The 14,464-nt window shown below is 61.2% G+C and carries 12 protein-coding genes; 6 read left to right on the top strand and 6 right to left on the bottom strand.

Features of this window, described 5'->3' with window-relative positions:
- Positions 1-87: 87 nt before the first annotated feature.
- Positions 88-1,692, bottom strand: a complete 1,605-nt coding sequence (locus DTW90_RS06360; protein WP_149337156.1) for an inorganic phosphate transporter — start codon at positions 1,690-1,692, stop codon at positions 88-90.
- 243 nt (positions 1,693-1,935) lie between these two features.
- Between DTW90_RS06360 and DTW90_RS06365 the strand changes: the two genes are divergently transcribed.
- A complete protein-coding gene (locus DTW90_RS06365; protein WP_149337158.1) occupies positions 1,936-2,235 on the top strand; it encodes a hypothetical protein in 300 nt (99 codons plus the stop codon).
- A gap of 96 nt (positions 2,236-2,331) precedes the next feature.
- Here the strand turns inward: DTW90_RS06365 and DTW90_RS06370 are convergent, their stop codons facing one another.
- The 5 genes from DTW90_RS06370 to cyoA all read right to left on the bottom strand — a co-directional run bounded on the left by DTW90_RS06370 (position 2,332) and on the right by cyoA (position 7,412).
- Positions 2,332-3,036 (bottom strand): SURF1 family protein, encoded by a 705-nt coding sequence (locus DTW90_RS06370; RefSeq protein WP_246664930.1) that lies wholly within the window; start codon positions 3,034-3,036, stop codon positions 2,332-2,334.
- 147 nt (positions 3,037-3,183) lie between these two features.
- Positions 3,184-3,600 (bottom strand): cytochrome o ubiquinol oxidase subunit IV, encoded by a 417-nt coding sequence (gene cyoD / locus DTW90_RS06375; RefSeq protein WP_132527271.1) that lies wholly within the window; start codon positions 3,598-3,600, stop codon positions 3,184-3,186.
- Positions 3,597-4,226 (bottom strand): cytochrome o ubiquinol oxidase subunit III, encoded by a 630-nt coding sequence (gene cyoC / locus DTW90_RS06380; protein WP_149337161.1) that lies wholly within the window; start codon positions 4,224-4,226, stop codon positions 3,597-3,599. The genes cyoD and cyoC overlap by 4 nt, the downstream gene beginning before the upstream one ends.
- A gap of 3 nt (positions 4,227-4,229) precedes the next feature.
- Positions 4,230-6,227 (bottom strand): cytochrome o ubiquinol oxidase subunit I, encoded by a 1,998-nt coding sequence (gene cyoB / locus DTW90_RS06385; protein ID WP_149337162.1) that lies wholly within the window; start codon positions 6,225-6,227, stop codon positions 4,230-4,232.
- Positions 6,228-6,266: 39 nt separating this feature from the next.
- Positions 6,267-7,412, bottom strand: coding sequence for a ubiquinol oxidase subunit II (gene cyoA, locus DTW90_RS06390; RefSeq protein WP_149337164.1), 1,146 nt, complete (start codon positions 7,410-7,412; stop codon positions 6,267-6,269).
- A 390-nt stretch (positions 7,413-7,802) separates the two neighbouring features.
- On the opposite strand from cyoA, the gene DTW90_RS06395 reads away from it, so the two are divergent.
- The 5 genes from DTW90_RS06395 to DTW90_RS06415 all read left to right on the top strand — a co-directional run bounded on the left by DTW90_RS06395 (position 7,803) and on the right by DTW90_RS06415 (position 14,436).
- Positions 7,803-9,140 carry an MFS transporter gene (locus DTW90_RS06395; protein WP_132527279.1) on the top strand — a complete coding sequence of 446 codons (1,338 nt, stop codon included), beginning with the start codon at positions 7,803-7,805 and terminating at the stop codon, positions 9,138-9,140.
- A gap of 215 nt (positions 9,141-9,355) precedes the next feature.
- Positions 9,356-10,381, top strand: a complete 1,026-nt coding sequence (locus DTW90_RS06400; RefSeq protein ID WP_149337166.1) for an iron ABC transporter substrate-binding protein — start codon at positions 9,356-9,358, stop codon at positions 10,379-10,381.
- Between the two features lie 210 nt (positions 10,382-10,591).
- Positions 10,592-12,103 carry an iron ABC transporter permease gene (locus tag DTW90_RS06405; RefSeq protein ID WP_149338360.1) on the top strand — a complete coding sequence of 504 codons (1,512 nt, stop codon included), beginning with the start codon at positions 10,592-10,594 and terminating at the stop codon, positions 12,101-12,103.
- Positions 12,100-13,164 (top strand): ABC transporter ATP-binding protein, encoded by a 1,065-nt coding sequence (locus DTW90_RS06410; RefSeq protein ID WP_149337168.1) that lies wholly within the window; start codon positions 12,100-12,102, stop codon positions 13,162-13,164. The genes DTW90_RS06405 and DTW90_RS06410 overlap by 4 nt, the downstream gene beginning before the upstream one ends.
- A gap of 102 nt (positions 13,165-13,266) precedes the next feature.
- A complete protein-coding gene (locus DTW90_RS06415; RefSeq protein WP_149337170.1) occupies positions 13,267-14,436 on the top strand; it encodes a M20 aminoacylase family protein in 1,170 nt (389 codons plus the stop codon).
- Positions 14,437-14,464: the final 28 nt, after the last annotated feature.

Raw genomic sequence — 14,464 nt, forward strand, 5'->3', positions numbered from 1 at the left:
GCGGCGGGATGAGTCCCACCGATATTCGCCAACGAAAATTGGCGCCGGATTGCTCCGGCGCCTCTGTTTATTCCGTAGTCTGCAATCTTAGAAAACGTGACGCAGAAGAATGAAGAGCACGAAGGCGAGCGCGATCGAGGCCGGCAGGGTCAGGACCCAGGCCATGATCATGTTGCGCACCGTCGACCACTGCAGGCCGGAGCCGTTTGCAGCCATGGTACCGGCGACTCCCGACGAAAGGACGTGGGTCGTTGATACAGGCAGGCCCATATGGTCCGCCATGCCGATGGTGATCATGGCGACGACTTCGGCAGCTGCGCCCTGGCCATAGGTCAGGTGCGTCTTGCCGATCTTTTCGCCGACCGTGACCACGATGCGCTTCCAGCCGACCATCGTGCCGAGGCCGAGCGCCAGAGCGACCGCGACCTTCACCCAGAGCGGGATGAACTTCGTCGCATTGTCGACCGAGGCGTGATAGGCGGTCACGGCCTTGAGATCGGCTGCATCCATCGGCAGCAGCTTCTGCTTGTCGATCAGCTTCAGCGCTTCACCGATGAGATAGATGTCGTTGCGGATGTTTCCGACCAGCGTGCTCGGTAGTGCTTCGACCGTCGGATAGGCGGCGACTTCGGCGCTGGTCGAGTGGATATAGGCCTGGAGAGCCGGCGTGGTTTCGTCCGTCCAGGTCTTGTTCTTGACGGCAGCGCTGACGACAGCCTTCGGATCAGCCGGAACGGCGACACCGGGTTTGATGTATTTGCCGAGCGCGGTCTCGACCTGCGCGGAAGCGGCCTTGTAGGCTTCGAGATAGTTGACGTCAGGGGTCTTGTTCAGTGCAAAGGCGGTCGGCACGAGACCGATGAGAATGAGCATGATCAGGCCCATGCCCTTCTGCCCGTCGTTGGAGCCATGGGCAAAGCTGACGCCGGTGCAGGTGAAGATCAGGAGCGCGCGGATCCAGACCGGCGGCGGCGCATTGGTCTTCGGAGCTTCGTAAAGCGCCTTGTTGCGCACCAGCACCTTCATGACCAGCAGCAGGATGGCCGACATGCCGAAGCCGACGATCGGCGACACCAGCAGCGACGTGCCGACGCTCGATGCCTGCGACCAGTCGACACCGCTCGTGGCGCTGCCGGCAGGAGCCAGGAACTGGTTTGCGAGACCGACGCCGATGATCGAGCCGACCAGCGTGTGCGAACTGGAAGAGGGCAGACCGAAATACCAGGTGCCGAGGTTCCAGATGATGGCGGCGACCAGGAGGGCGAAGACCATGGCGAGGCCCGAGCCGGAACCGACCTGCAGGATCAGTTCGACGGGCAGAAGGGCCAGGATGCCGAAGGCGACTGCACCGGAGGAGGTCAGTACCCCGAGGAAATTGAAGAAGCCCGACCACATGACCGCGAATTCGGCCGGCAGCGAACGGGTGTAGATGACGGTCGCAACCGCATTGGCGGTGTCATGGAAACCGTTGACGAACTCGAAGCCGAGCGCGATCAGAAGCGCCAGGCCGAGCAGGATCCAGGGGACATAGACGGCACTGGCGAGATCCTTGCCGAGCGCGTAGGCCACATAGGCAAGGCCTGCAAGAACGATAATGCCGAAGACCGGAAGGAACCAACGGCCAGCGCCGGTGCCATGGAGAGGATGATTTTCATTTCCGCCGTCATGGCGGCTTGAGGCCACGTCCACCATACTCGCTATCCCCTATGGTAAATGACCCCTTTCCACTATGCGATCTTGATGAAGTTGATGTGACGTATTCAATCAATGGTCCGTACGAGCACTAGCCGGCTTACAATCGACGGTTTTTATATTGAGGTTTTCGATAACCTAAGGCCTTGATATCGCCACGAAAAGGTCAAACTCGGTTCAGGAAGGGTTCATCCGTTTGGCGCTTAAATGGCTACTGAAGGGAATCGAATGGAGGTTTTCGAGATGAGATTGTCATTGATTGCAGGTGTTCTTCTGCTCGGCGGAATGATTGCACCATCGGTAGAAGCGATGCCGCTTGTGGCCGAGCCCGCCGTCGCGCAAAAGGCGCCCGCGGCCATACAGGTGGACTATGCCTGCGGCAGGGGTTGGCACCTCAACCGGTGGGGCGAATGCCGCCGGAACGAATGGCGCGGTCCGCCTCCGGGTTACTGGGGTCACCGCCCGCCACCGCCGCCGCCTGACGACTGGCGTAGTGACTATCGGCCGCGCTACTGGCACCGCCCGCCGCCCGGCTGGTATTGATTGGCATGCCGGCAGCTGATCCTGCCGGCACTTAATTCTGGATATGCAAAAGCCGGGGCTGTCTCAGCCCCGGCTTTCTTGCATTAAAAGATATGGCTACGCCTGCGCCTTTCCGCGGCTTCTCTCCGAATAGACGAGATAGGCTGCAAGCCCGGATGTCATCACTGCCAGGCAATACCAGGTGATGGCATAGACCAGGTGGCTGTTGGGAAAGACGATCTGTGTCAGCCCGCCGACGGGCAGACCGCCGGGATTTGCGGTCGAATCCGCATCGATGAAATAGGGCGCCACCGTGCCGAGCCCGCGCTTGGTAGCAATCGCATCGACATCGCGGGAATACCAACGATCCTGATCAGGCACATTAGAGCGCAAAAGCGTGCCCTTGGGCTCGTTCATCCGCAAGAGGCCGACAACGGTCACGGGACCCGAAGGCTCGCCGGCAGCACGCGTTTTCGGATCGCGTCTCTCGGTCGGCACGAAGCCGCGATTGATGATGGTGATCGTTCCGTCAGCCGCCCTGAGCGGCGTCATCACCCAATATCCGGGTCCAAGATCCGTCGAGGCATAGACCTGTGCTTCGCTGTCGTTCAGGAACGTGCCCGTCAGCTCCACATGGCGATACTCGTATCCATCGGCATTGACCGATGCCCATTCGGCCGGCCCGGGCGCCGGCTGCGGTGCGGCATGCACGCGCTGATCGACGCGGGCGATCAGGTCGAGCTTCCAGTGCCGTCGCTGCACCTGCCAGGTTCCAAGCCCGATCAGCAGCGCGGTGAGGAGGAGGAGAAGAAAGACCCATATGCCGAGGACGAGCGGCGAACGGCGGGATGGGGAAGCGGGGGAGGGGATTTCATTCAAGGCGCAAAACTCCATCGGAGGCGCATGTCCGGCGGCCTTGCGCGGCCGGAGAGGGCAGGCGGGCGGCCGCAAGGACCGCCCGCTGCAGGATCAGGGAAGGTTACGCATGACGTCCGGCGACATCGGCATCATGTTGTTGTTGAGGTGGTACATGACCCACATCGAACCGCTGAGCGCGATCACGACGATGACGATGGTGAAGATCATCGCCATCATGTTCCAGCCGCCTTCGGACTTGGAGTCGAGGTGCAGGAAGTAGATCATGTGAACGATGATCTGGATGCCTCCGAGTACCATGACCAGTACCGTCGTTACGACCGGATCGGAGAACACCTTGGCCATGACGAGCCAGAAGGGGATCGCCGTCAGGATGACCGACAGCACGAAGCCGATCATGTAGCTCTTGAACGTGCCGTGGCTGGCCTGGTGGCCGCCATGATCGTGTCCGTGGCCATGCCCGTGACCGTGGCCGTCGGAATGATGCGAAGTATGTGCGTTCGAGCTCATCCGATGACTCCCAGCAGATAGACGATGGAGAAGACGCCGATCCAGACGACGTCAAGGAAGTGCCAGAACATCGAAAGGCACATCAGGCGACGCTGGTTTTCCGGGATCAGGCCCTTCATTCCGACCTGAACCATCAGCGTGATCAGCCAGATGATGCCGCAGGTGACGTGCAGGCCGTGCGTGCCGACCAGCGTGAAGAAGGCCGAGAGGAAGGCACTGCGCTGCGGGCCGGCGCCTTCCTGGATCAGGTGGTAGAACTCGTTGAGCTCGAGATAGATGAAGGCCGCGCCGAAGAGGCCGGTGATCGCCAGCCACAGGAGCGTGCCGCTTTTGTTGTCCTTCTGCATCATCAGCATGGCAAAGCCGTAGGTGATGGAGGAGAACAGCAGCATCGAGGTGTTGAGCGCCACGACCGGCAGCTCGAACAGGTCCTTCGGGGAAGGACCTGCCGCGTAATTGCGTCCGAGCACGGCGTAGGTGGCGAAGAGGACCGCGAAGATCAGGCAGTCGCTCATGATGTAGATCCAGAAGCCCAGCATGGTGCTGCCTTCGGGATGATGGTCCTCGGTCAGGTAGAAGGCCGGCGTCTCGCCGTCCGTCACTGTTGTTTCTGCGTGCATCGTCATGTCTTACACCTGCCCTGCGAGGATTTTTGTGCGCTCGGCTTCGGTTTCGATGACTTCGTCGACGGGAATGTAGAAGTCACGCTTGTAGTTGAACGTATGGCCGATCGTGATGACGATCATGGCGGCGAAGGTCAGTGCGGCGAGCCACCAGATGTACCAGATCATGGCGAAGCCGAAGCCGATGGACAGCACGCCGAGGATGACGCCGGTACCGGTGCTCTTCGGCATGTGGATCGGCCGGAAGCCGTCGGTCGGACGCACGTAGCCGCGCTTCTTCATATCCCACCAAGAATCGTGGTCGTAGACGATCGGGGTGTGAGCGAAGTTGTATTCCGGCGGCGGCGAGGAGGTTGCCCATTCCAGCGTGCGGCCACCCCAGGGGTCGCCCGTCCAGTCGCGCAGCTGTTCACGGTTCTTGATGCTGACGAAGATCTGGATGAGGAACGAGAGGATGCCGATGCCGATCAGCACGGCGCCGAAGGCCGCGATGATGAACCAGATCTGCAGCGACGGATCGTCGAACGAGCTCATGCGGCGGGTCACGCCCATCAGGCCGAGGATGTAGAGCGGCATGAAGGCGAACCAGAAGCCGATCTGCCAGAACCAGAAGCTCATCTTGCCCCAGAAGGGGTCGAGCTTGAAGCCGAAGGCCTTAGGGAACCAGTAGTTGATGCCGGCGAACATGCCGAAGACGACGCCGCCGATGATCACGTTATGGAAGTGCGCGATCAGGAACAGCGAGTTGTGCAGCACGAAGTCGGCCGGCGGGACGGCCAGCATAACGCCGGTCATGCCGCCGATGATGAAGGTTCCCATGAAGCCGACGGTCCACAGCATCGGCGGCTCGTAGCGAATACGGCCGTGATACATCGTGAAGAGCCAATTGAAGATCTTGGCGCCCGTCGGGATCGAGATGATCATCGTCGTGATGCCGAAGAAGGAGTTGACGCTGGCGCCCGAACCCATCGTGAAGAAGTGGTGCAGCCAGACGAGGTAGGAAAGGATCATGATCACGCAGGTCGCGTAAACCATCGAGGCATAGCCGAACAGGCGCTTGCCGGCGAAGGTCGCGACGACTTCGGAGAACACGCCGAAGGCGGGCAGGATGAGGATGTAAACTTCCGGATGGCCCCAGATCCAGATGAGGTTGATGTACATCATCGGGTTGCCGCCGAGATCGTTCGTGAAGAAGTTCGTGCCGACATAGCGGTCGAGCGTGAGCAGAACGAGGGTTGCGGTCAGGATCGGGAAGGAAGCGACGATCAGGATGTTGGTGCAGAGCGCAGTCCAGGTGAAGACGGGCATCTTCATCATGGTCATGCCAGGCGCACGCATCTTGACGATCGTGGCGATCAGGTTGATGCCCGACAGCGTCGTACCGAGACCGGCGATCTGCAGGCCCCAGATGTAATAGTCGACGCCGACGCCCGGGCTAAAGGCCGCGTCCGACAGTGGCGGATAGGCAAGCCAGCCGGTACGGGCGAATTCACCGATGAACAGCGAGATCATGATGACGATCGCGCCGGCCGTGGTCATCCAGAACGAGAAGTTGTTCAGGAAGGGGAAGGAAACGTCGCGTGCGCCGATTTGCAGCGGCACGACGAAGTTCATCAGGCCCGTCACCAGCGGCATCGCCACGAAGAAGATCATGATGACGCCATGCGCCGTGAAGATCTGGTCGTAGTGGTGCGGCGGCAGGAAGCCGTCCGAGCCGTTGAAGGCGATTGCCTGCTGGGCGCGCATCAAGAGCGCGTCGGAGAAGCCGCGGATCAGCATGATGATCGCCAGAACGATATACATGATGCCGATCTTCTTGTGATCGACGCTGGTGAACCATTCCTTCCAGAGATAGCCCCAGAGACGGAAATAGGTGAGCAGCGCAAAGACCGCGATGCCGCCGACGGCGACGCCCGCGAAGGTCACTATGAGGATTGGCTCATGATAGGGGATCGAGTCGAGCGTCAGCCGACCGAATATGAGCTTTTGAAGATCAGGGTTCATTGTTCTGCCTGTTCGTTAAGACTGTTTTGACGCCAGGCGTCAGTTACCGTTGCTCGACTGCGCGGGCTTGGTGCCGGACATGTCCATTCCCTGCATGTCCATCCCGGACATGGAATGGTCGTCGCCGGTCGCCGCCTTGGGCGCGGTCTCGCTGCTGGCCGAAGTGTCCTTGCCGAAATATTCCGCCGCATTCGGCGCGCCGAACTGGTCGATCGGTGCCGACTCCTGCAGGAGGCGCTCACGATTCTGTTCGCCCTGCTCGCCGGGAACGCCGCCCTTCATGTCGATCATCATCATGTCGCTGGAGCACATCTTGCCCGGTGTCGCGCACATGTTGAGGATCTTGCTGAAGAGGCTGTTGTCGAAGGAGGCGAAAAATTGCGGCGGATTGCGCTCGCTAGGCTTGACGAGCTTCAGGTAGGCGTCGGTGTTGAGCGCCGTTCCCTCGGACTTGGCCTTCTGGACCCACTGGTCGAAATCGGCCTGGCTCAGGCCATGGAACTTGAAGCGCATGCCGGAGAAGCCGGGACCGCTATAGTTGGCCGAAAAGCCGTCGAACTCGCCGGGATTGTTGATGACCGCATGAAGCTGCGTCTCCATGCCCGGCATGGCATAGATCTGGCCTGCCAGTGCCGGAACGTAAAAGGAGTTCATGACCGAGGTCGCCGTGATGCGGAAGTTGATCGGCGCATTGACCGGCGCGGCAAGCTCGTTGACCGTGGCGATGCCGAGGTCGGGATAGAAGAACAGCCACTTCCAGTCCATCGCCACGACTTCGACGTTGAGCGGCTTCACCTTGGCCGAGATCGGCGTATTCGCATCGATCCGGTCGAGCGGACGATAGGGGTCGAGCTTGTGCGTGCTGATCCAGGTCACCGCGCCGAGCGCGATGATGATGACCAGTGGTGCCGACCAGATCACCACTTCAAGGCGGGTGGAATGATGCCAGTCCGGCTCATAGCGGGCCGCGGTGTTCGAATGCCTGTAGCGCCATGCGAACAGGAATATCAGGAACATCACCGGCACGATGATCAAGAGCATCAGAACGACGGAAATGAGGATGAGGTCGCGCTGCTGCGTCGCGATATCGCCCGAGGGCGCCATGACAACAAGGTTGCAGCCCCCCAGCATGAACATTAGCGAAATAGCAGATAAGCTGCTGAAAATCTTCGAAAGTCTGGACACGTCCCAAAGCTCTTTTTGTTTCGACCGTACCGCGACTAAAGGACGGTGGTCATGAACGATATGAGGTGTTTCGTCGCACTGCAGCAAATCGGTTGCAATGCGGTAGTGGATACCTGTCGAACTACTCAGAAAATCCTGAAAAATCCAGAAGGTTTTCCAGTCCAGCATTTATTTTTGGAAACCTAATATATCCGGGCGCGTCGAAATGACCACCGTCGGAAATGCGTTCTTTCGTCGATCTCTTCAGAAACTCATCAAATAGGCCCCGGTTGACCGCAATTTTGTGAACTATTTCCGCGCCCAACACTTGATAAGCTCGTAACTTCGTTCAACATCCTAATTGATGGCGAATTCGTGGAGGGGTTCGTCTCATGAGGAGGGTATTTCAATATGGCGAATTTTGCGCATGCAACCATGGAGCCGACGTCCTCGGGTCTCGAACGCGATGCCCGTCAGATCCACGCCGACAAGCCGGTGGATGCTGGCAATATTGCGATCGGTGTAGTCATCGGTCGCACGTCGGAGTTTTTTGATTTCTTCGTTTTCGGCATTGCGTCGGTTCTTGTCTTCCCACGATTGTTCTTTCCCTTTGTCGATCCGCTGCAGGGAACGCTCTATTCCTTCTTGATCTTCGCGCTTGCCTTTGTCGCGAGACCGATCGGCTCGGTCATCTTCATGGCAATCGATCGGACCTATGGCCGTGGTGTCAAGCTGACCACCGCGCTGCTCCTCCTCGGCGGCTCCACCGTGTCGATGAGCTTCCTGCCTGGCTATAACGACCTCGGCAGCCTCGCCATCATTCTGCTTGCTGCCTTCCGTATCGGGCAGGGCCTGGCGCTTGCAGGCGCATGGGATGGTCTCGCCTCGCTTCTGGCGCTCAACGCGCCGCAGAACAAACGCGGCTGGTATGCAATGATCCCGCAGCTCGGCGCGCCGATCGGCTTTATGATCGCCAGCGCGCTCTTTGCCTACTTCGTTGTGAGCCTGAATTCACAGGACTTCCTCGAATGGGGCTGGCGCTATCCGTTCTTCTGCGCCTTCGCCGTTAACGTGGTTGCGCTTTTTGCCCGGCTGCGCATCGTCGCTTCCTCGGAATTCGGTGCCCTGCTCGACCGTCATGAGCTGGAGCCGACCCGGATCACGGATCTCCTGCGCACCCATGGCCGCGACGTTATAATCGGCGCCTTCGTGCCGCTCGCAACCTTCGCGCTCTTCCATCTCGTCACGGTCTTCCCGCTCAGCTGGGTCACGCTCTACACCTCGCAGTCGCCGAGCGTGTTCCTGTTGGTGGAGCTCGTCGGCGCAATCTGCTGCATTGTCACCATCATCTGTTCCGGCCTGCTCGCGGACCGGGTCGGTCGTCGCAACCAGCTCGGCATCTGCGCTGTCCTGATCGCGATCTTCAGCTTCATCGCGCCGCTCCTGCTCGATGCGGGCGCCGCGGGCCGCTACTCCTTCGTCATCCTCGGCTATTCGCTGCTGGGCCTGTCCTTCGGTCAGGTCTCGGGCGCCGTTGCCGGGCGCTTCGGTCGGGAATACCGCTACAGCGGTTCGGCCGTGACATCGGATCTTTCCTGGCTGGTCGGTGCTGGTTTCGCGCCCTTTGTGGCGCTGACCCTCGCAAGCCAGTTCGGCATTCGCTATGTCGGCTTCTACCTGCTGTCGGGCGCGGTCTGCACGATCCTCGCGCTGATCTTCAACAAGCGTCTGGAAACGCTCGACAATTGAGCTTCGGACATCCGAAAAAATCGAGGCTGCGGCGGGAAACTGCCGCAGCTTTTGCTTTCTTGACGTTTTGACGCAAGAAAACAGGGCTCAGGCATATCCATTTTCTCAAACATTTGTGATAGAAGCCCCAACCAGCAAACTTGAAAACTGCAATCAAGAAAAATATAGCCTGTGCGACCGTCATCCCCGGCGGACAAAAAAGCGGGAGAACACCGATGATCCTTTCCCTTGCGCGTTTGAACAGAGCGCTGCTTTTCACGGCCGCCGGCCTTGGTCTGGCGCTGATGGCAGGCGCTGCAAGCGCTCAGGATTCCGAGGGCATCGTCGTCTATAACGCCCAGCACGAGGCGCTGACGCAGGCCTGGGCGAACGGCTTCACCAAGGAAACCGGCATCAAGGTCACGATCCGCAACGGCAGTGACATGCAGTTTGCCAACCAGATCGTCGAGGAAGGCCCCGCTTCTCCCGCAGATGTGTTCCTGACCGAGAATTCCCCGGGCATGGCGTTAGTGGATGCCGCGGGCCTCTTTGCACCCGTTAACGCTGATACGCTGGCGCAGGTGCCCGATACCTTCAAGGCATCAGATGGCCATTGGATCGGCGTTGCCGCCCGCTCCACCGTGTTCGTCTACGACAAGACGAAACTGAAGGAATCCGATCTGCCGAAATCGCTGCTGGATCTTGCCGACCCCGCCTGGAAAGGCCGCTGGGGTGCAGCGCCCGCAGGCGCCGATTTCCAGGCGATCGTCAGCGCGCTCTTGGAGCTGAAGGGCGAGGACGTTACCAAGTCCTGGCTGAAGGCGCTGAAGGAAAACGCCAACGCTTACAAGAACAACAATGTGACCCTGAAGGCCGTCAATTCAGGCGAGATCGAGGGCGGCATCATCTATCACTATTACTGGTTCGGCGATCAGGCAAAGACCGGCGAAAACAGCAACAACACCGCCTTGCACTACTTCAAGAACCAGGATCCGGGCGCTTTCGTCAGCCTTTCCGGCGGCGGTATCCTTGCTTCGAGCCAACATCAGAAGGAGGCGCAGGCCTTCCTGAAGTGGATCACCGGCAAGGGCGGCCAGGAGATTCTGCGCGACGGCGATTCCTATGAATATGCCGTCGGCAATGGCGTCCAGTCCAATCCCAAGCTGGTACCGCTTCCCGATCTCCAGGCACCCAGGATCGAACCCTCGAAGCTGAACAGCAAAGAAGTCACCGACCTGATGACGGATGCCGGGCTGATCTGACGCCTTGCGCAGCTGTTGCAAGCCCTGCTAGGGGGAGTTGCAACAGCGCTGAGCAATCGGAAACCGGCAATCGCCCTGAACCGGCGGTTGCCTTATTGTATTGAGAAAGAGGCAGCGGACATCTTGCTGCAGAAGAGCACATCTGTCGGCGCGCCCGGCTACCCCATCGAGCGCCGGCCGTCACCGGTCGCAGCCGCGCCGCGCAGTCGCATGCCGCATGCGTCGGTCGTGATCTTCGCCTCGGTCGTCTCCCTGTTCAGCCTCCTGCCGCTCGGCTTCATTGTCTGGATCACCATCCAGACCGGCTGGCACCAGGTGATCGCTCTTGTCTTTCGTGGCCGTGTCGGCGAATTGCTGGTCAACACGGTCCTGCTCGAAGTCTGCACCATCCCGCTGTCGATCCTGCTTGCCGTCGCCCTTGCGTGGCTGACGGAGCGCACGGATATTCCGCACGCCCGGCTCTGGTCGTGGCTGGCCGTCGCGCCGCTTGCCGTGCCTGCCTTCGTGCACAGCTACGCCTGGGTCAGCCTCGTGCCCGGCATGCGCGGTCTCTGGAGCGGCGTACTCGTCTCCGTTCTTGCCTACTACCCGTTTCTCTACCTGCCGGTTGCCGCAGCCCTTCGTCGTCTCGATCCGGCAATTGAGGATGCCGCAGCCTCGCTCGGGCTGAACCCCTGGCGCGTCTTCTTCCGCGCCGTCCTGCCGCAGCTGCGCCTTGCCATCTGCGGTGGCTCGCTGCTGATCGGCCTGCATCTCCTGTCGGAATACGGTCTCTTCGTGATGATCCGCTTCGATACGTTCGCGACCGCCATCGTCGATCAGTTCCAGTCGGCCTATAACAGCCCGGCAGCCAATATGCTCGGCGGCGTGCTCGTCCTCTCCTGCCTGCTGCTGCTCGGCCTCGAAGCGCTGATCCGCGGCAATGAGCGCTATGCTCGCGTCGGCTCCGGCGCTGCCCGCCCGGCCGATCGCCGCCGGCTCGGGTGGATGACCTTGCCGGCAGTCGCGCTGCCGATCGCAACCGCGGTGCTCACCATCGGCGTGCCGTCAGTGACGCTCGCCCGCTGGCTTGTCATCGGCGGCCTCGGTATCTGGAATGCCGAGGTCGGCTCGACCTTCCTGCAGACGATCGGCCTTGCGATCATCGGCGGCGTGTTGGCAACCATCGCAGCGGCGCCCATGGCCTGGCTGTCTGTCCGCGCGCCGGGCCGCCTGCAGCGTGTGCTCGAGGCCTGCCACTATTATGTCGGCTCGCTGCCGGGCGTCGTCGTGGCGCTGGCGCTCGTGTCCATCACCGTCCGGCTGATCCTGCCGCTCTACCAGACCTTCGCGACGCTGCTGCTCGCCTATGTCCTGTTGTTCCTGCCGCGCGCCATGGTCGGCCTACGCGCCAGCATCGCCCAGGCACCCGTCGAACTCGAGCGCGCCGCCATGGCGCTCGGCCGCACGCCTGCTCAGGCGATGCGGCAGATCACCATGCGCCTCGCAGCCCCCGGCGCTGCGGCCAGCGTCGCCCTGGTCGCGTTGGGCATTACCAACGAGCTCACCGCAACGCTGATGCTGTCGCCGAACGGAACCGAGACGCTCGCGACGAAATTCTGGTCGCTGACCAGCGAAATCGACTATGTCTCGGCAGCGCCCTATGCCTTCATGATGGTGGTCCTGTCACTGCCGCTCACCCTTCTTCTCTACATGCAATCCAAGCGGACATCAGGGCAATGACCTTTCTGGCGATCAAGGATATCAGCAAGAATTACGGCCCTGTGTCTGCACTCGCCGGGATCGATCTCGAAGTGCTGGCCGGCAGCCGCACCGCGATCGTCGGCCCCTCGGGATCAGGCAAGACGACGCTGCTGCGCATCATCGCCGGCTTCGAGACGCCGGATACGGGCAAGCTGATCCTCGAAGGCGAGACGCTGGCGGATGGCCCGTCCATCGTGCCCGCCCATCGCCGCGGCATCGGCATCGTCTCGCAGGACGGCGCGCTCTTCCCGCATCTGAGCGTCGCAGACAATATCGGCTTCGGCATAGAGCGCGGTGCATCGGACCGTGAGCAGCGCATTGGCGAACTCATCGACATGGTCGAACTCGACCGTGGAATGCTCAGCCGCCGCCCCCACGAGCTGTCGGGTGGCCAGCAGCAGCGCGTGGCGCTCGCCCGCGCGCTCGGCCGCAAACCGCGCCTCATGCTCCTCGACGAGCCCTTTTCGGCGCTCGACACAGGCCTGCGCGAAAACATGCGCAAGGCCGTCGCCCGCGTGCTGCAGGCGGCAGGCATCACGGCAATATTGGTCACGCACGACCAGGCCGAGGCGCTGTCCTTTGCCGATCAGGTTGCCGTATTGCGCGAGGGAAGGCTGATCCAGGCGGGTACGCCGCAGGCGCTCTACCTGACGCCTCGTGATCGCGACACGGCGACGTTCCTCGGAGACGCGATCCTGCTGCCCGCGGAGCTGGGCGACGGATTTGCCGATTGCGCTCTCGGCCGCATCGCCGCCGACGCGGGCGGTCGCCGGGGCAATGCCGAGATCATGCTGCGGCCGGAACAGCTGTTCCTGACATCGACCGGATACGATGAAATCGATGCCGGCGGCTGCCATGGGACGGTGTCGGATGTGGAGTTCGGCGGCGCGCTCTGCACGATCACGCTGTTGCTCGCCAATACGAATGGCGGCAATCCGCTATTGGTGCGCAGCTCCAGCGCAAGGCTTCCGGCGGTCGGCAGCAATGTGCGCGTGACCGTGCTCGGCAAGGCGCACGTCTTCGATATCGCCGGCAGCTAAGTTCTCCTTAGCGATAGCGGTTGAATCCCTCGCCCTTTTGCGAAAGAAGAGGTGGAGCGCCGTCCACCAGAACCCACGCGGCTGCCAGAAGGACATGCATCCATGCCTATTTCTGAGCGGATCATCAACGATCTTCCTTTCCTGACCGCATTGCGCCACAACCTCCACGCCCATCCTGAACTCGGGTTTGAGGAGGAGCGGACCAGCGACATCGTGGCCGAATTGCTGGAGGAATTGGGGATCGAGGTCCATCGTGGCCTGGGCAAAACAGGCGTTGTCGGCAAGCTGCAGATCGGCAACGGAACCCGCACAATCGGCCTTCGCGCCGATATGGATGCGCTCGCCATGCCCGAGATGGCAAATCGGCCCTACAAGTCAACAGTATCAGGCAAGATGCATGCTTGTGGACATGACGGCCACACCACGATGCTGATCGGTGCCGCCCGGCATTTGGCCGCGACGCGCAATTTTTCCGGCACGGTGCATTTCATCTTCCAGCCGGCCGAGGAGGGACGAGGCGGCGCGAAGCGCATGGTCGAGGATGGTCTTTTCAATCTCTTCCGCTGCGATGCCGTCTACGGCCTGCACAACATGCCGGGCCTCGACGTGGATGAAATGGCCGTCGTCGAGGGGCCGCAGCTTGCCTCGTCGGACAGCTGGTGCATCACCTTCCGCGGGACCGGGACGCATGGTGCCAAGCCGCATCTCGGCAAAGACCCGATCACGGCGGCCGCAACCTTTCTTTCCTCGTTGCAGACCATCGTCGGCCGCGTCGTCGATCCGCTGCAGCCGGCGGTCGTCAGCGCCTGCTCGCTGCGGGCCGGCGACCCCAAAGCATTGAACGTCATCCCGGATACGGTTGATATCGGCGGCACCGCGCGAGCCTATACGCCCCAAGTGCGCGACCAGCTTGAAGAAGAAATCGGACGACTGGCCCGCGGCACGGCGGCCATGTATGGCATTGCCGTCGACTATGCCTTCGAGCGCCGCATCCCGCCCGTCGTCAACGATCCGGATGCCACGGCCCGGGCGCTGAAGGCGGCGCAAACTGTTTTCGGCAGCAAGGTGCGCACCCGCTTCCCGCCCTCCACCGCCGGCGACGATTTCGCCTTCTTCGGCCAGCAGGCGCCCGGATGCTATGTCTGGCTCGGCAACGGCCCTGCCATCGCCGGCGCACTCCATCACAACACGTCCTACGACTTCAGCGACGACGCCATTGCGTCAGGCGTGGCCTTCTGGACGACCCTGGTCGAGCAGGAACTGGGTGAGTAAGGAGAATTCCCTTCTCCCCCGAGGGAGA

Source organism: Neorhizobium sp. P12A (assembly GCF_008365395.1).
GTDB lineage: Bacteria > Pseudomonadota > Alphaproteobacteria > Rhizobiales > Rhizobiaceae > Rhizobium.